The organism is Pseudomonas sp. H11T01 (assembly GCF_048515765.1).
In the GTDB taxonomy this organism is placed as follows: Bacteria; Pseudomonadota; Gammaproteobacteria; order Pseudomonadales; family Pseudomonadaceae; genus Aquipseudomonas.
This window is the reverse complement of the sequence record NZ_JBLYED010000026.1, coordinates 35,707-52,715: the sequence shown is the minus strand read 5'-3', so window position 1 is coordinate 52,715 and position 17,009 is coordinate 35,707. Positions and strand designations below refer to the sequence as shown.

Sequence of the window (17,009 nt, the reverse complement as noted above, 5' to 3'; positions counted from 1 at the left end):
AAGCCATGTTGTTCCACGTAAAAATGACCGTGAACCTGCCGGTCGACATGAATCCCGAGCGCGCCGCCCAGCTCAAGGCTGACGAAAAAGCCCTGGCCCAGCGACTGCAACAGCAAGGCAAATGGCGGCACTTGTGGCGGATCGCCGGTCTCTACGCCAACTACAGCGTATTCGACGTCGACAGCGTGCAGGAACTGCATGACTTGCTGATGCAACTGCCGCTTTATCCGTACATGGCCATCGAAGTGAATGCACTGTGCCGGCATCCTTCGTCGATTCACGAAGACGATCGCTAAGCCGTGTGACCCTTGTGCTCTAACCTAATAAATACAAGATGAGGAATAAATCATGTCAGTCAGAATTTCCCACACTGCCAGCGCCCAGAAGTTTCTCGAAGAAGCCAGCGGCAACCTGAATGACGGCGGCAACCCACGGGCCAAAGCGTTGATTTACCGGATCCTGCGCGATTCGGTAAACATCATCGAAGACCTGGAAGTGACCCCGGAAGAGTTCTGGAAAGCGGTTAACTACCTCAACGAACTCGGCAAAAACCAGGAAGCCGGTTTGCTGGTGGCAGGTTTAGGCCTTGAGCATTATCTGGATCTGCTGATGGATGCCGCGGACGAGCAGGCCGGCAAGTCGGGCGGTACGCCACGGACCATCGAAGGGCCGCTGTATGTGGCCGGTGCGCCGCTGTCGAAATACGAAGCGCGCCTCGATGATGGCCTGGATCCGGGTGTCCCGTTGTTCATGCAGGGTCAGGTCCGTGACACCGACGGCAAACCGTTGGCTGGCGCTATCGTCGATGTCTGGCAGGCCAATACCGGCGGCACCTACTCCTACTTCGATGGCACGCAATCGGAGTTCAACCTGCGCCGCCGTATCGAGACCGATGCCCAGGGGAACTACCGTTTCCGCAGTATCGTGCCGTCCGGCTACGGCTGCCCGCCGACCGGTCCGACCCAGCAGTTGCTGGATCAATTGGGCCGCCACGGCCAGCGTCCGGCGCATATCCACTTCTTCATTTCGGCGCCCGGCCATCGTCACCTGACCACGCAGATCAACCTGTCCGGTGATCCGTACCTGCACGACGATTTCGCCTACGCGACCCGTGACGAGCTGATCGCCGAGATCCGTTTCAGCGAAGACCAGGACATGGCCCGCGAGTTGGGCGTCGAAGGGCGTTTCGCACAGATCGACTTTGACTTCACCGTGCAGTCCGCTGCCGAGCCGGTTGAACAGAAGCGTATGGAGCGAGTCCGCGCCCTGGAAGACTGATCGTCCATTACCGCAGCGTCGCGAGATAACCGACCGTTTATCTCGCGGCGTTTTTTGCAGTGTTGGCAGGCTTAGAATCACGGCTGAAGAACAATAAGAGTGACCGGTAATGGAAAGTCGTCTGCTGAGCGAGCGCAGTATGGTGTTTGAGCGTGCCGACCCCTATGCGGTGTCCGGTTACGTCAATCAGCACGTCGGCGTGCATTGCATCCATCTGCCCAGGGCCTCCAACCCACAGGCCAGCCTCAATCACCGCAAATTCGCCAGCCTTGACCTGTGCCGCATCAGCTATGGCGGCAGCGTTCATGTCACCTCTCCCGCACTGGAAACCATCTATCACCTGCAAGTCCTGCTCAGGGGCAATTGCCTGTGGCGCGGGCGTGATCAGGAACACTACCTGGCACCGGGCGAACTGCTGCTGATCAATCCCGATGACCCGGTCGATCTGACCTATTCCGCAGATTGCGAAAAATTCATTCTGAAAGTGCCGACCAGCCTGCTGGAATCGGCCTGTCTGGAGCAGCGTTGGTTACACCCGGGGCCGGGTGTGCGTTTTATGCAGAATCGCTACACCCTCGGAGAGCTGGAAGGCTTCGTGAATTTGTTGGCCATGGTCTGCATGGAGGCTGAAGCGAGCGAACCCATGCTCCAGGTCCAGGAGCATTACGCGCAGATCATTGCGAGCAAGATGCTGAGCTTGATGAAAACCAACGTCAGCCGTGCCCACTTGAGCTCCCGTGGCGCTACCTTCGAGCACATCGTCGACTACATCGATCAGAACCTGAAACAGGACATCGGCAGTGAAGAGCTGGCGCTTCAGGCCCGCATGAGCCTGCGCTCGCTGTACTCGCTGTTCGAGCGCCATGCCCGAACCACGCCGAATAACTACATTCGCCTGAAGAAGCTGGAGCGGGTGCATGCCTGTCTCAGCGATGAGACGTGCAACGTGCGCAACGTCACGGAACTGGCCATGGACTATGGCTTCCTGCACCTGGGACGGTTCTCGCAAAGCTATCGCCAGCAGTTCGGCGAATTGCCGTCGGACACCCTCAAGCGTCGTCACTGAATCTGCGTTCCACCCCCTCTGAATCCCCCGTCCCCTGTGCAGAAAACGGATAGCGATCTGCACTCAGCGGATATTGCCGCCTGCGTCACCTGCCTAGCATGAGCCTTGCCTGAACAAAAACAACGGAGGGCTGTGACCATGTCTTTGCGACCTGAATACCTTCATTCACTGCTTGAAGAAGACCCGGAACAGGGCGTCTACCGCTGCAAGCGCGAGATGTTCACTGACCCGCGGTTGTTCGATCTGGAAATGGAACACATCTTCGAAGGGAATTGGCTGTACCTGGCCCATGAGAGCCAGATCCCCAACAAGAACGATTTCTACACCACCACCATGGGCCGCCAGTCGATCTTTATCGCGCGGAACAAGGATGGCGTGCTCAATGCTTTTATCAATGCCTGCAGTCATCGCGGCGCGATGCTGTGCCGGCACAAGACTGGCAACAAGGCGTCCTATACCTGCCCGTTCCATGGCTGGACCTTCAACAACTCCGGCAAGCTGCTTAAGGTCAAGGATCCGGCCGAAGCGGGCTACCCGTCGAGTTTCAACTGCGAAGGCTCCCACGACCTGACCAAGGTCGCGCGGTTCGAGTCTTATCGCGGTTTTCTGTTTGGCAGCCTGAAGGCTGACGTGTTGCCGCTGGCCGAGCATCTCGGCGAGTCGGCGAAGATCATCGACATGATCGTCGATCAGTCCGCCGATGGCCTTGAAGTGCTGCGCGGATCGTCCAGCTACATCTACGAAGGCAACTGGAAACTCACCGCCGAAAACGGTGCCGACGGCTATCACGTCAGCTCCGTGCACTGGAACTACGCCGCCACCCAGAACCAGCGCAAACAGCGCGAGGCCGGTGACTGCAATCCGACCATGAGCGCCGGCAGCTGGGCCAAGCAGGGCGGTGGTTTCTACTCCTTCGACAAGGGCCACATGCTGCTCTGGACCCGCTGGTCCAACCCTGAAGACCGCCCGCTGTACGAGCGCCGCGATGAACTGGCGAAGGACTTCGGTCAGGCCCGCGCCGACTGGATGATCGAGAACTCGCGCAACCTCTGTCTGTACCCCAACGTCTACCTGATGGACCAGTTCAGCTCGCAGATCCGTATCGCCCGGCCGATCTCGGTGAATCGCACCGAAATCACCATCTACTGCATCGCGCCGAAAGGCGAGAGCGACGACGCCCGTTCCAAGCGCATTCGCCAATACGAAGATTTCTTCAACGTCAGTGGCATGGCCACTCCCGATGACCTGGAAGAGTTCCGCTCCTGCCAGGTCGGCTATGAGGGCAGCGCCGGTTGGAACGACATGTCGCGCGGCGCCATGCATTGGGTTGAAGGCGCTGATCCGGCAGCCCAGGAAATCGATCTGCACCCGCTGCTCAGTGGCGTGCGCACTGAAGACGAAGGTCTGTTCGTGCTGCAGCACAAGTACTGGCAAGAGACCATGCTCAAGGCATTGGCCGCCGAACAGTCGAAAACCATCCCCGTGGAGGCCGTGTGATGAGCATTTCCCATGACGCGGTGCGTGACTTCCTCTACCGCGAAGCGCGCTACCTGGACGACAAGGACTGGGACAACTGGCTGGAGCTGTACGCCGCCGATGCGAGTTTCTGGATGCCGTCCTGGGACGACAACGACGAGCTGACCGAAGACCCACAGAAAGAAATTTCGCTGATCTGGTACGGCAACCGTGGAGGTCTCGAAGACCGGGTCTTCCGGATCAAGACCGAGCGCTCCAGCGCCAGCGTGCCGGACACCCGGACCTCCCATAACATCAGCAATATCGAGCTGCTGGAAGTCGCCGATGGCCAATGCAAGGTGCGTTTCAACTGGCACACCCTGAGCTTTCGCTACAAGACCGTGGACAGCTATTTCGGGAGCAGTTTCTACACCCTCGATGTGCGTGGCGAGACCCCACTGATCAAGGCCAAGAAAGTCATCCTGAAGAACGATTACGTCCGTCAGGTCATCGACATCTACCATCTGTGAGGCCGCTGCCATGAGCCATCAAATCGCATTGAATTTTGAAGACGGGGTCACCCGTTTCATCGCCGCCGATGTCGGTGAAACCGTCGCCGACGCCGCCTATCGCCAAGGCATCAACATTCCGCTGGACTGCCGCGACGGCGCCTGCGGTACTTGCAAATGTTTCGCTGAAGCCGGGCGCTATGATCTGGGCGATGAGTACATCGAAGACGCGCTCAGCGAGGATGAAGCGGCCCAAGGTTACGTGCTGACCTGCCAGATGCGCGCGCAAAGCGACTGTGTGGTGCGCGTCCCGGTGTCTTCGGATGTTTGTCGCACTCAGCAGAGCAGCTACAACGCCGCCATCAGTCAGATTCGCCAGCTCTCCGACAGTACTCTGTCGCTGTCGATCAAGGGCGAGGCACTGAGCAAACTGGCGTTCCTGCCGGGGCAATACGTCAACCTGCAAGTACCCGGCAGCGAGCAGACTCGCGCCTATTCCTTCAGCTCGCTGCAGCGTGACGGTGAGGTCAGTTTCCTGATCCGCAATGTGCCAGGCGGGTTGATGAGCAGTTTCCTTACCGGATTGGCCAAGGCCGGCGACTCGATCAACCTGGCTGGTCCGTTGGGCTCTTTCTATCTGCGGGAAATCCGCCGGCCGTTGCTGTTGCTGGCGGGCGGGACCGGGTTGGCGCCCTTTACCGCGATGCTGGAGCGCATTGCCGAGCAGGGCAGTGAGTATCCGCTGCACCTGATCTACGGCGTGACCAACGACCATGATTTGGTGGAAATGGAGCGGCTGCAAGGGTTCGCGGCGAGCATTCCAAATTTCAGCTTCAGCGCGTGCGTCGCCAATCCGGACAGCGGGCATCCGCTCAAGGGTTACGTCACCCAACATATCGAACCGCAGCACCTCAACGCCGGTGATGTCGACGTCTACCTTTGTGGGCCGCCGCCGATGGTCGATGGGGTCAGCCGCTACCTGGCCGAGCAGGGCATTGCGCCGGCGAACTTCTACTACGAGAAATTCGCTGCCAGCGCGGCCTGAATCCAATCCCATGGTTGAGGAGATGACATGAGCAGTTTACGTTTCAGCGGTAAGGTCGCATTGATCACCGGCGCAGCCCAGGGCATTGGCCGACGAGTCGCCGAGCGCATGGCTGCCGAAGGTGCGCAGCTGGTGGTAGTCGATCGTTCGGAACTGATTTTCGAGTTGCGCGATGAACTGGCGACCGGCAGCGAAGTGCTGGCGCTGACCGCCGACCTTGAGCAGTACACAGAGTGCAGCCGGGTCATGGCTCAGGCTATCGAGCGCTTCGGTCGGCTGGATATTCTGATCAACAATGTTGGCGGGACGATCTGGGCCAAGCCGTTCGAGCATTACAAACCAGAAGAGATCATGAGTGAGGTACAGCGCTCGCTGTTCCCGACACTCTGGTGCTGTCATGCCGCGTTGCCGTACATGTTGGAGCAGGGCAGTGGGGCTATCGTCAACGTGTCGTCGATTGCCACCCGCAGCATCAATCGCGTGCCCTACGGCGCGGCCAAGGGTGGGGTGAATGCGCTGACGGCATGCCTGGCATTCGAGACCGCCGAGCGCGGCATCCGGGTCAATGCCACGGCCCCCGGAGGTACAGAAGCACCGGCCCGGCGCATCCCGCGCAACAGCGCCGAGCAAACGCCTCAAGAGAAAATCTGGTACCAGCAGATCGTTGAGCAGACCTGCGACAGTAGCCTGATGAAGCGTTATGGCACGGTCGACGAACAGGCTGCGGCGATATTGTTTCTGGCCTCGGATGAGGCGTCTTACATCACCGGCATGACACTGCCGGTGGGTGGTGGTGATCAGGGTTGATGATGGCCTCAAGGTCTGAACGCCAAACCTGTGGGAGCGGGCTTGCCCGCGAAGGGGCCCTCACGGCCGCCAAAAGCTTCGCGGGCACGCCCGCTCCCACACTGGATCTGTATGGTTTTGTAGACTGCACCTACTTAACTGACAGCCCTCACTTCCGCACCACCAAATCAAGCAACTCCTCCCGTTCCTTGATTTTCTGCAACACGATTTCCGAGCGGATATCGGTAACCCCCGCCGTGCGGTTTAGCTGGTTGACGATGAAATCGGAGAAGTGTTTGAGGTTGCGCGCCTGGACCCGCAGCACATAGTTACTCGCCCCGGTAATCACGTAGGCGGTGACCACTTCCGGCCACAACTGGACCTTCTTGATGAAGGTCTCGTGCCAGTCCTCGACGTCCTGTCGCAATGACACATGGACGATGGCTTCCAGCTCAATTCCCAGTCGTTCGGCGTTCAGCACTGCGCGATAGCCGGTGATGATTCCCTCACTTTCCAGCAGGCGCAAACGGCGTAAACAGGCCGATGGCGACAGTGCGACTTTCTCCGCCAATTCCTGATTGCTGATGCGGCCATCCTGTTGCAAATGATGCAGGATCCGCAGGTCTGTCGAGTCGAGAGTCATGGCTAGAATAAATCCTCGTTTTTTGGAGTTTGATTCGAATTATCTTCGAGATAACTACGCTATGACCGCTTACTTTGCACGAAAATTCTCCAATACTTCGTTCATTATCTCCTCACCGTGAAGGCGCAAATAGCGCCTGAAACACGACGCTCACACCCATGCCCGACCCGACTATATCGATCTGCCCGGACGGCACTTCTTTCAAAAAACAGGACATCCAATGACTACAAGAAACGATTGCCTGGCGCTCGATGCGCAGGACGCTCTGGCGCCTTTGCGTCAGCAGTTTGCGCTCCCCGAAGGCGTGATTTATCTCGATGGCAACTCCCTGGGCGCTCGCCCGGTCGCCGCGTTGGCGCGTGCTCAGGCGGTGATCGCCGAGGAATGGGGCAATGGCCTGATCCGCAGTTGGAACAGCGCCGGCTGGCGCGACCTGCCTGAGCGTCTGGGCAATCGATTGGCAGGGCTGATTGGCGCCGGTGACGGTGAAGTGGTGGTGACCGACACCACCTCGATCAACCTGTTCAAGGTGCTCAGCGCCGCCCTGCGTGTGCAGGCCACGCGGGCGCCGACGCGGCGGGTGATCGTCACTGAGACCAGCAACTTCCCGACCGACCTGTACATCGCCGAAGGTCTGGCGGACATGCTGCAGCAGGGCTACACCCTACGTCTGGTGGACAGTCCCGAAGCGCTGCCGCAAGCGATTGATCAGGACACTGCGGTGGTCATGCTCACCCACGTCAACTACAAAACCGGTTACATGCACGACATGCAGGCCCTGACCGCGCTGACCCACGAGTGTGGCGCGCTGGCCATCTGGGACCTGGCGCATTCCGCCGGCGCGGTGCCAGTCGATCTGCATCAAGCAGGCGCCGATTACGCCATCGGCTGCACCTACAAGTACCTCAATGGCGGCCCGGGTTCTCAAGCCTTTGTCTGGGTGGCTCCTGAACTGTGCGATCTGGTGGCGCAGCCGCTGTCCGGCTGGTTCGGGCATTCGCGGCAATTCGCCATGGAGTCTCGCTACGAGCCGAGCAGCGGGATCGCTCGCTACTTGTGCGGCACCCAGCCGATCACTTCATTGGCGATGGTCGAGTGCGGTCTGGATGTTTTCGCTCAGACCGACATGGCCAGCCTGCGCAACAAATCCCTGGCCCTGACTGACCTGTTCATCCAGTTGGTCGAGCAGCGTTGCGCCGCTCATGAGCTGACCCTGATTACCCCACGCGAACACGCCAGGCGTGGCAGCCATGTCAGCTTCGAACATCCCGAAGGCTATGCGGTGATCCAGGCCTTGATCGCCCGTGGCGTGATCGGTGACTACCGCGAGCCACGGATCATGCGGTTTGGCTTCACTCCGCTGTACACCAGCTTCACCGAGGTCTGGGATGCGGTGCAGATCCTCGGCGAAATACTTGATCAGAAAACCTGGTCGCAAGAGCAGTTCCAGGTCCGCCACAGCGTCACCTGATACATCCGACGCCCTTGTCTTGCTGCCGCGAATTTCCCGGCAGCAGGGCTTCGGTCGCCTCCAATAAGCAGTTCTGTGAAAACACAATAATAAGGAGCACGCAGAATGAAACTGTCCCTCTGGCCCGCCTTGCCGCTCGCCATCACTAGCTGTCTCGGCCAAGTGGCCTTTGCCACACCCGACAATGGATTTGTTGAAGACAGCAGCCTGACCCTGACCAACCGCAATTTCTATTTCTACCGCAACAACCTCAACAACCCGGGTGGTCAGAACTATCGGGACGAATGGGCCCACGGGATCATGCTCGATTACCGTTCCGGTTATACCCAGGGCACTGTGGGCTTTGGGGTCGACGCCTATGCGCAGTTGGGGCTCAAACTCGACAGCGGCAAGGGCCGTACCGGCACCGGTTTGCTGCCGGTCGGTTCCGATGGTCGCGCCGAGGATGAGTATTCCGAAGCGGGTGGCGCGCTCAAGGCGCGGATCTCCAAGACCGAACTCAAGTACGGCAACCTGACACCGCTCAACCCGGTGTTCGGCACCGGCAACGCGCGACTGTTCACCACCTATGCCAACGGTTTCCAGCTGACCAGCAGCGAGTTGAAAGGGCTGCTGTTCGACGCCGGGCACTTCACCTCCGGCAATGACAGTGCCTCGACCAACGACGATGGCGCCCTCAAGGCGCTGTATGCCGGGGTGGAAACCCGCAGCGTCGATTATCTGGGCGGCAGCTATGCCCTGAGCGATCAATTGAGCGTCAGTCTGTACGGTTCTGAGTTCGCCGATATCTGGCGGCAGTACTACGCCAACGCTAACTACAGCTATGCGCTGAGCGAACTCCAGTCGCTGAACCTGGATTTCAATATTTACCGCACCAGCGACTATGGCCAGCGCCTGGCCGGCAAGATCGACAACACCACCTGGTCGCTGGCCGCCGCTTACAAGGTCGGTGCACATCGATTGACCCTGGCTTACCAACGGGTCGATGGCGATGAGCCGTTCGATTATCTGGGTTTCGATCAGCAGCCGGGCACCTCGATCTTCCTCGCCAACTCGGTGCAGATTGTCGATTTCAACGCACCCAACGAACGTTCCTGGCAGCTGCGTTATGACCTGGACATGGCGCCTTTCGGCGTACCGGGCCTGAGCTTCATGTCGCGTTACGTCAGCGGTGACCACATCGACGACAGCCACTACGACGGGGGTGCCAATGGCGCCTATGGGCGTTACGGCAGTGACGGCAAGCGCTGGGAGCGCGACCTTGAAGCGCGCTACGTGGTGCAAGAGGGCAAGGCCAAGGATCTGTCGGTGCGCGTGCGTCAGGCCAGTTTGCGTTCGACCGCCCAGGTGGCCCGGGCGGACACCACCGACAACAACGAAGTCCGGGTGATCATCGAGTATCCGCTGAGTATTTTCTGATCCGTGTCCTGCTGTGTGTGGCTGATCCCCACGGGTAATCCCAACGACTTGCTCTCTTCAAGAAAGACAATATTCAGAGGACAGAAAAATGACCGATAACACCGGTTTTGAAAGCATATCCAAGCGTGAGCAGGGCCTCAGGCGCCAGCTCACCTCGGGTCAGATGAGCATGATCGCCATTGGTGGTGCGATTGGCACCGGGCTGTTCATGGGCAGTGCCTACGCCATTGGTTATGCCGGGCCGAGCGTCCTGCTTAGCTACGCGATTGGCGCGATCATCACCTTGCTGTTGATGGGCTGTCTGGCGGAAATGACCGTGGCCCATTCGACCTCCGGCTCGTTCGGCGCCTATGCCGAATTCTATGTCAGCCCGCTGGCCGGATTTCTGGTGCGCTACGCCTATTGGGCGGCGATTGTGTTGGCGGTGGGCACGGAAGTGACGGCGGTGGCGATGTACATGAAGTACTGGTTCGCCAACGTGCCGGAGTGGATCTGGATTGTCTCGTTCTCGAGCATTCTGATCGTGCTCAACGCCATCAGCGTGAAGACCTTCGGCACCTTTGAGTACTGGTTCTCCACCATCAAGATCGGTGCGATTGTCGGCTTCATCATCCTCGCGGTGTATGTGGTGTTCGGTTCCGGCAATCCAGATTATGGCGTGCATAACTACACGGCCCATGGCGGCTTTTTCCCCAATGGTCTGCAAGGCATGTGGATTGCGGTGATCGTGTCGATCTTCAGCTACCTGAGCGTGGAAATGATCGCGGTGGCCGCCGGTGAAGCGCAGGATCCGGAGCGGGCGGTGAAGAAGGCTTTTCGCGCGACCATTGTGCGGCTGGTGGTGTTTTACCTGCTGACCCTGGCGCTGATGCTGGCCATTGTGCCGTGGGTTCAGGCCGGTCACGCCCAAAGCCCGTTCGTTACGGTCATGCAAACCATCGGTATTCCCGGCGCCACCGGCGTGATGAACTTCGTGATCCTGATTGCCGCGTTGTCGGCGATGAACAGTCAGCTCTACATCACCACGCGCATGATGTTCAGCCTGTCCCGTGGCGGCTACGCACCCAAGTCCATGGGCGTGTTGAGCAAAACCGGGATCCCGCTGAATGCCTTGTTGCTGTCCAGTTCCGGCATTGCGCTGGCAACCTTGCTGAACGTGGTGTACCCGGAAAGCTCCTTCACCTTGATGATGGCGATCTCGATGTTCGGCGCCATCTTCACCTGGTTCATGATCTTCCTGACGCACTACTGTTTCCGTCGCTACCACGAGCGCAACGGCGAGCGGAAACTGTCCTTCCGCATGCGCCTGTTCCCCTACACCACATTGTTGGGTCTGGTGCTGATGGGCGCGGTGATGATCACCACCTACTTCACCGAGGCCTTCAAAATGACCCTGGTGTTCGGTGTGCCGTTCCTGCTGGTCCTCACGGTTGTCTATTGCCTCTTCTTTAGAAAACCCAAGGCAACCACCGCGTTGAATCCACTGCCAAAGGTTTAGACGCAGAAGATGTACATTACCGGCCGGCAGTTTTCATGGACTGTCGAGCCGGCATTGTTCCTGAGCCTTCTCGAGACTGGCGAATGGCCAGAGCTCTCCCTCTTAAGTTAATCAACTCTCTTTTAAAGAGTGCGAATAAATGGAACTTCCGTTCCATCTCGACTCTTTCAGCCCCCCACTTTTTCTGTGCATCAAACAGGTACTCAAAGTGCCGGTCTTGAGCGGAAAACAGTTCGTCTAAAAAACCGTGATGGCGCGTTGACTCTCCCCTCTAGGGGAGAGTTTAGACTCCCGCGCCGTAGGGAAAGGCTGTAGGAAATTAAGCCTCTTGCGGTACTGCTTAATACCCAAGCGCACACTTTAAAAGGAGATAGATGATGAACAATCCATTGGAATTGGAGAGCGTTATTACCAGTACTCGCGAAATGCTCGCGCAGTTACTGGTGATGGAAGTCGATGCTATCGATGAGCACAGCAGTATCGTGGAAGACCTCAGCGCCGACTCTCTGGATATTGTCGACCTGAGTTTTCAGCTGGGTCGCACCTATGGCTGCACCTTGCCGAAAACCAGCGTGCTGGATCACGCGGTAGCGGTTTTTGGCGACGTCACCCAATTTGTCGATAAGGGCCGTATCACCGAAGCCGGTGTGGTGCTTCTCGAACAAAGCCTGAGCGCCTATGCCCCGGGTCAACTGCGGGTCGGCATGCAGCCCGCGGACGTGTTCGCTGCCACCACGGTGCGCAACTGGGCGCAACAGTGCCACAGCGTCTTCAACTATCTGCCCCAGGCGTGCCCCGAGTGTGGCGCCGTCGAAGCGCGTCTGAATGACCGTCGGCAGGTGGTCTGTTCCGGCTGCAGCGCACGATTGGTCCCGATGGAAGGGGACGAGATCTCTCGCCAATTGGTGGAAAAATATGCCGCGTCCTGCTTGCAAGAAACGGCCTAGGAGTTTCTTCATGCGGCTGCGAGAAGTTTATGTCACGGGATACGGACTGGTGGCGCCCATGGCGCTGGACGCTGCCACGCTGTTTTCGCGGATCAGCCAGAAGCGTTCGTGTATTCGTGAACATCCGGTGTTTGCCGAGCTTGGATTTGCAAATACCGCAGCCGGTTATATCGATCACCGTCAGTGGCAGGAAATGACCGCTGATGCTTCGGGCGATGCTCTAACGTTACCGCGACAGAGTGTGCTGGCCGAGTACGTCGCCAGGCAGGCTTTGCAGCATGCAGGTCTGAGCCCTTCGGCCTTTGCTCAAGTCGCCAGCGGGTTGTTCCTGGGCTCAAACAAACACTGCGTGAGCCGGGATTTGCAGGACGCCAGTCGGTGTATGGATGACACCGGCAGCGTGGATCTTGATCGGTATCTGCAAAACCACGAACCGGTGGGCGGAGCATTTTCTCGTCGGGTCGACCAACAGACCCTGCACCTTGCCCGATTTCTCGGCATTCGTGATCACATCTCTACTCACTCCGATGCCTGTGCTGCCGGGACCATGGCGATAGGCAGCGCGTATCGCGCCATCGAGCGCGGTGAAATCGACCTGGCCATTTGCGGCGCCGTGGAATTGATGGCCCACGAATTGTCGTACTACAGCTTCGACGGCCTTGGCGCAGTGTGCCAGCGCTCCGATTTCGCCGCGGATCAACAGAGTCGCCCGTTCATGCCGGATCGTTGCGGCTTTGTGCTCAGCGAAGGCTCGGCGCTGATCGTTCTCGAATCAAGGCCGCATGCCGAGCGTCGCAAGGCCAAACCGATCGGTCGTGTATTGGGCTACGCCAATTATTGCGAGGCGCAAAAGATCACCTCCAGCAGCCGGGATGGCAGCAAGTACGCCGAATGCATGACAGCCGCTATTGAAAATGCCGGCCTGAGGAGCAGCGCCGTCGAGCACGTCAATACCCATGGAACCTCGACACAGGCCAACGACCGCAGCGAAGCGTTGGCACTCAAGCAGGTATTTGGCGACTCCTTGAACGACGTGACGTTCACCGCCAACAAATCGGCCATTGGCCATTCCCTGGCGGGCAGTGGCGCCATTGAGGCAGTCCTGTCGCTGATCAGTCTTCGCGATGGCGTGTTGTTGCCAACGCTCAACTATGACCCGGACAAGGCTGAGTTCCCCGAGCTGAACTTTCTGAGCGAGCCATTGCATCAGCCGATCAATGTCGTGCTGTCCAACTCGTTCGGCTTCGGTGGCGTCAACAGTTCACTGGTTCTGGGGAGGGCATGAGATGAATACGCTTGATAAAAGATCCGTTTACATCACGGCGGCCTCGGTGTTCAACGCTGCCGGCAGCGAATGCGCCGACTTGCACGGCCCGCTGACGACCGCGCAACCCCTGGATTTCGACCCGGCTCGATTGGCCTATTGCGTGAAAACGCCACGATTGCCTGCCGACATTTTCGATCGCAAGATTCAGCGCGGTGTTGAGCCTCAAGGCGCGCGCTTGTTGTACTGCGCAGGGCGTATCGCCCCGGCGTTGAGTGCCTTGAATCTGCCTGCGCAGCGGATTGCGCTCACCGCTGCCATCCCTGAAGTGGATGGGCCAAGCTCCTGTTGGGACGCAGTGCAGGCCATCGGCGAGCAACCTGATGCACTGCTTGCGCAGCTCTTTGCCCACACGCCGCCCTTGCATGCATTGATGATGCTCAATAGCAGTGTCATGGCCTACGTCGCCGAAGCGTTGCATTGCAATGGCCCTATGGGTGGTTTCTGTTCGCAGGGCAATGCCGGCGTCGATGCCTTGATCGAAGCCTGGCAACACCTCGCCGAAGGCCGCGCCGATGCGGCTGTCGTGGTCAGCAGCAGTCCGAACATCACCCCGGCGTTATACCTGCGAGAGAAGGCCGAGCACCCGCTCAACGCGGGGCCGCAGCTTTACGGGGAAGGCGCCGCTGCGCTGTTATTGACGTCCTCTGCGTCGACATCCGGCTCGATGGCGTTGCGCATCGCTGGATTCGCTCGCGGTTATAGCGCGTCGCCGGAGCGCTCAAGCGCTGTGGCAAACAGCGTCATCAAGCAGGCATTGAGTCAGGAAAAACTCTGCCTGAGCGACGTCGAACGCATCGTGGCGGACACCCAGGATTCGCGGCTCATGAGTCTGTTCGCCGAGACAGGGCGGGTTGTTCACAGTTCCCGGCACATGACCGGCGATCTGGGGGCGAGTGCCTTGCTGACGGAGATCGCCCTGACGTTGCACAACGATTGTAGTGAACAGGCGCAAGCGCATTACACGCTGCTGCTCAATCACAGTCGTGCAGGGCATTGGGGTGCGCTATTGCTGGCGAGTGAAGTCATGGAGAAACACGCATGAGCGCGACAAGGATTGTGATAACCGGTATGGGCGCCGTGACCGGATTCGGTTTCGAATGGCAGTCTATGTGGGGAAAAATATTGCGCGGCGAACACTGCATCCGCCCGTGGCAGCCCGAAGGCGTGAAGGCCGGAGCATTCCCGGTCCGCTATGCGGCGCCGGTGGATTCAGGTCTGTTGCCCGTTTATCTGCAGGGCCATCCGGCCTGGCAAATGGCCCTGGAAAAACGCAGCCAATTTGGCTGGGTTGCCGCCAGCCAGGCGGTGACTGACAGTGGTCTGGATCTCGCTCAGCTGCGTGAAGCCGCCGTCTTGTGTGCCTCCGGCGCACCGGCGCACAGTCTCCAGGACATGCTGCTGACGTTCTCCGGCGAACCCAATGACACCCCGGCCTGGCGCCATCTGATGGCCCGGGTGGATCAAGTCAGCCCTACCGGTTCGTTGTGCCAGAGCAACGATCGGCTGGCGCGGGTCATTGCCGACGCAATCGGTTGCGAAGGGCCGGTGATCAACATCAGCAGTGCCTGTGCCGGCGCGTCCCAGGCCATCGGCAATGCTTTTCAGATGATTCGTCGTGGCGAGGTGGAGGTAGCGATCGCGGGTGGGGCTGACTCCGTGTTGAGCCTGGACACCATGACCGCGCTGTATTTATTGGGCGCGGCAAGCAGCGAGCAGCGCTGGGGAACCGAGCTTTGCCGGCCTTTCGATCGCCACCGCAGCGGCTTGATTGCGGGCGAGGGCGGTGGCTTTGTCGTACTCGAAACCCTGGAGCGAGCGCTGGCGCGTGGCGTCATCCCCTACGCCGAAGTGCTGGGTTTTGGCAGCAGTCTGGACGGTTACAAGGTGACCGCGCCCGACCCGCAAGGACGTGGTGCGGCCCTGGCCATGCAGACCGCGTTGCACGACGCCGGGATCGCGCCGCAACAGGTGGATCTGATCAACGCTCACGGGACGTCGACGCCGCTCAACGATGCCGCTGAAACCCTGGCGATCAAGACGGTGTTCGCTGAACGCGAGCACTACCGACGGCTGGCGATCAGCGCCAACAAGTCGCAATTCGGGCATCTGATCGCGGCGGCCGGCGCACCGGAATTCATTGTTACGGCACTGGCCTGTCGGCACGACCGTATTACGCCAACGATCAACCTGCACGACGCCGATGAGCTGTGCGACCTGGACTACTGCGCCCATCAGGCGGTCAACCGCCGGGTCGATGTGGCGCTGAGCAACTCATTCGGTTTCGGTGGTCTCAACACCTCGCTGGTGCTGGGTAAATATCGGGAGCACGCATGATGGGTGTTGCAAAAACGCCGGTCGCGATTGCCGGTGCTGGCTGTGTATTGCCCAGCGGCTGGGGCGTCGAGCGTTTCTGGTCGGCGCTCTGTGAATCGCGCAGTGGCATTGCGCCGTTGCACTCCAGGCAGTTTCACAGCGAGCGGGTGACGGCCTTCGGACAAATCCTGGATGAAGATCACCAGCGCAGCCGTCAGGACCTCGCACAGAACCTGCAGCGCTACTGCACGCCGGCGGTGATCTGGGGTGTCAGTGCGGTACGCCAGGCCTTGGCCGAAGCGAGTCTTGCGCCGGGCCAGGACGGTTTGCGCTATGGCCTCTATTGCTGCCAGGGCGGATACACCCACCCATCGCTGGCCTCTTATGGCGAGTTGCTGCACGAATGCCGCAAGGGCGAGGGTGCCGACATGCGCCTGCTGGCCCGACGGATTTTGCAGGAGCGGGTGCAGGATCCTTTTCTGGTGCTCAAAGGCCTGAGCAACATCTTGCTCGGGGTGGTCAGCCTGGCCCTCAAGCTGGAATGCGAATGCAATGCCTACATGCAGGGCGTCGCCGGCAATCTGGCAGCGTTGCGCGAGGCCAGCGCGGCGCTGCAGAGCGGGCGTATCGACGCCGCTATCATCGTCGGCTCCGGGAGTGAGCTCGACGCACTGGCGCTTTGCGCGCTGGTGCAGGCGGGTGTTATCAGCGCCGACGGCTCGCAAACGTTGCGACCTTTCGATGCGCAAGGGACGGGCGGCATTGCCGGAGAGGGCGCGGCGGCCTTAATCCTGCGCCGACGCGAGGACCTGTGCGAGGCCCCGCAGACGTGCCTGCTGGGCATGACCGCCCATGTCGATCTTGAAGCGTTGAACCTGCCCGACAAGCAAGTCGATTTGCTGGTGTGCGCGGGCAGCGGCGATCCGCAGAAGGATCGTCAGCTGAGCCAAACCCTGGCCCGTACGGGTGCTGCACATATCACCAGTGGGTTGCCGGTGACCGGAATTCTCAGCGCGGCCCCCAGCCTGGTCGACCTGATTCTGGCCCGCAGCGCCCTGCAGGCCCAGAGCGTGCCGCCGATTCTCGGCTTGCAGCAGCCCGTCGCTGCGCACTTGCCCTTTGTAATGGGCGCCAGTCGCTCGGCGAACCTGCGCGATTGTCTGGTCATCAACCGCGATGACAACGGTTTCAGCGCTTGTTACCACCTCGAGCACGGCGCCTGACGCTTTTTTGTGAACCGACTTCTTCTTTC

16 protein-coding genes are annotated in these 17,009 nt (G+C 59.6%); 15 read left to right on the top strand and 1 reads right to left on the bottom strand.

The features are described 5' to 3' along the window. Positions 1-5 precede the first annotated feature (5 nt). From catC to ACN1C3_RS26710, 7 genes are all read left to right on the top strand, one after another. Positions 6-296 (top strand): muconolactone Delta-isomerase, encoded by a 291-nt coding sequence (gene catC, locus ACN1C3_RS26740; RefSeq protein ID WP_419118739.1) that lies wholly within the window; start codon positions 6-8, stop codon positions 294-296. Positions 297-348: 52 nt separating this feature from the next. Continuing rightward, on the top strand, positions 349-1,278 hold the full coding sequence (gene catA, locus ACN1C3_RS26735) for a catechol 1,2-dioxygenase (protein ID WP_419118738.1): 930 nt from the start codon (positions 349-351) through the stop codon (positions 1,276-1,278). Between the two features lie 109 nt (positions 1,279-1,387). Continuing rightward, complete coding sequence (locus ACN1C3_RS26730; protein WP_419118737.1) at positions 1,388-2,344, top strand: AraC family transcriptional regulator; 957 nt, start codon at positions 1,388-1,390, stop codon at positions 2,342-2,344. Positions 2,345-2,482: 138 nt separating this feature from the next. Continuing rightward, positions 2,483-3,841 carry a benzoate 1,2-dioxygenase large subunit gene (gene benA / locus ACN1C3_RS26725; protein WP_419118736.1) on the top strand — a complete coding sequence of 453 codons (1,359 nt, stop codon included), beginning with the start codon at positions 2,483-2,485 and terminating at the stop codon, positions 3,839-3,841. Next, the gene (gene benB, locus ACN1C3_RS26720; protein WP_419118735.1) at positions 3,841-4,329 is read left to right on the top strand and encodes a benzoate 1,2-dioxygenase small subunit; all 489 of its coding nucleotides are present in this window, start codon (positions 3,841-3,843) and stop codon (positions 4,327-4,329) included. Before benA ends, benB begins: the two co-directional genes overlap by 1 nt. A 10-nt stretch (positions 4,330-4,339) precedes the next feature. Beyond that, the gene (gene benC / locus ACN1C3_RS26715) at positions 4,340-5,353 is read left to right on the top strand and encodes a benzoate 1,2-dioxygenase electron transfer component BenC (protein WP_419118734.1); all 1,014 of its coding nucleotides are present in this window, start codon (positions 4,340-4,342) and stop codon (positions 5,351-5,353) included. A 27-nt stretch (positions 5,354-5,380) separates the two neighbouring features. Further along, complete coding sequence (locus ACN1C3_RS26710; protein WP_419118733.1) at positions 5,381-6,160, top strand: 1,6-dihydroxycyclohexa-2,4-diene-1-carboxylate dehydrogenase; 780 nt, start codon at positions 5,381-5,383, stop codon at positions 6,158-6,160. 148 nt (positions 6,161-6,308) lie between these two features. Here ACN1C3_RS26710 and ACN1C3_RS26705 read toward each other — a convergent pair whose 3' ends face one another. Next, positions 6,309-6,782: an Lrp/AsnC family transcriptional regulator gene (locus ACN1C3_RS26705; RefSeq protein ID WP_419118732.1), complete on the bottom strand. Its 474-nt coding sequence runs from the start codon at positions 6,780-6,782 to the stop codon at positions 6,309-6,311. A 220-nt stretch (positions 6,783-7,002) separates the two neighbouring features. Between ACN1C3_RS26705 and kynU the strand changes: the two genes are divergently transcribed. The 8 genes from kynU (at position 7,003) to ACN1C3_RS26665 (ending at position 16,980) form a co-directional block, all read left to right on the top strand. Further along, positions 7,003-8,253 carry a kynureninase gene (kynU, locus tag ACN1C3_RS26700; protein ID WP_419118731.1) on the top strand — a complete coding sequence of 417 codons (1,251 nt, stop codon included), beginning with the start codon at positions 7,003-7,005 and terminating at the stop codon, positions 8,251-8,253. 105 nt (positions 8,254-8,358) lie between these two features. Further along, positions 8,359-9,672: an OprD family porin gene (locus ACN1C3_RS26695; RefSeq protein ID WP_419118730.1), complete on the top strand. Its 1,314-nt coding sequence runs from the start codon at positions 8,359-8,361 to the stop codon at positions 9,670-9,672. 88 nt (positions 9,673-9,760) lie between these two features. After that, positions 9,761-11,170 (top strand): amino acid permease, encoded by a 1,410-nt coding sequence (locus ACN1C3_RS26690; RefSeq protein WP_419118729.1) that lies wholly within the window; start codon positions 9,761-9,763, stop codon positions 11,168-11,170. A gap of 377 nt (positions 11,171-11,547) precedes the next feature. Next, positions 11,548-12,117: an acyl carrier protein gene (locus tag ACN1C3_RS26685; protein ID WP_419118728.1), complete on the top strand. Its 570-nt coding sequence runs from the start codon at positions 11,548-11,550 to the stop codon at positions 12,115-12,117. Between the two features lie 10 nt (positions 12,118-12,127). Further along, entirely contained in the window at positions 12,128-13,402 is a 1,275-nt protein-coding gene (locus ACN1C3_RS26680; protein ID WP_419118727.1) for a beta-ketoacyl-[acyl-carrier-protein] synthase family protein, read from the top strand. A 1-nt stretch (position 13,403) separates the two neighbouring features. Next, positions 13,404-14,486, top strand: a complete 1,083-nt coding sequence (locus tag ACN1C3_RS26675; RefSeq protein ID WP_419118726.1) for a beta-ketoacyl synthase — start codon at positions 13,404-13,406, stop codon at positions 14,484-14,486. Next, positions 14,483-15,778 carry a beta-ketoacyl-[acyl-carrier-protein] synthase family protein gene (locus ACN1C3_RS26670; RefSeq protein WP_419118725.1) on the top strand — a complete coding sequence of 432 codons (1,296 nt, stop codon included), beginning with the start codon at positions 14,483-14,485 and terminating at the stop codon, positions 15,776-15,778. The genes ACN1C3_RS26675 and ACN1C3_RS26670 overlap by 4 nt, the downstream gene beginning before the upstream one ends. After that, entirely contained in the window at positions 15,778-16,980 is a 1,203-nt protein-coding gene (locus tag ACN1C3_RS26665) for a beta-ketoacyl synthase N-terminal-like domain-containing protein (RefSeq protein WP_419118763.1), read from the top strand. The genes ACN1C3_RS26670 and ACN1C3_RS26665 overlap by 1 nt, the downstream gene beginning before the upstream one ends. Positions 16,981-17,009: the final 29 nt, after the last annotated feature.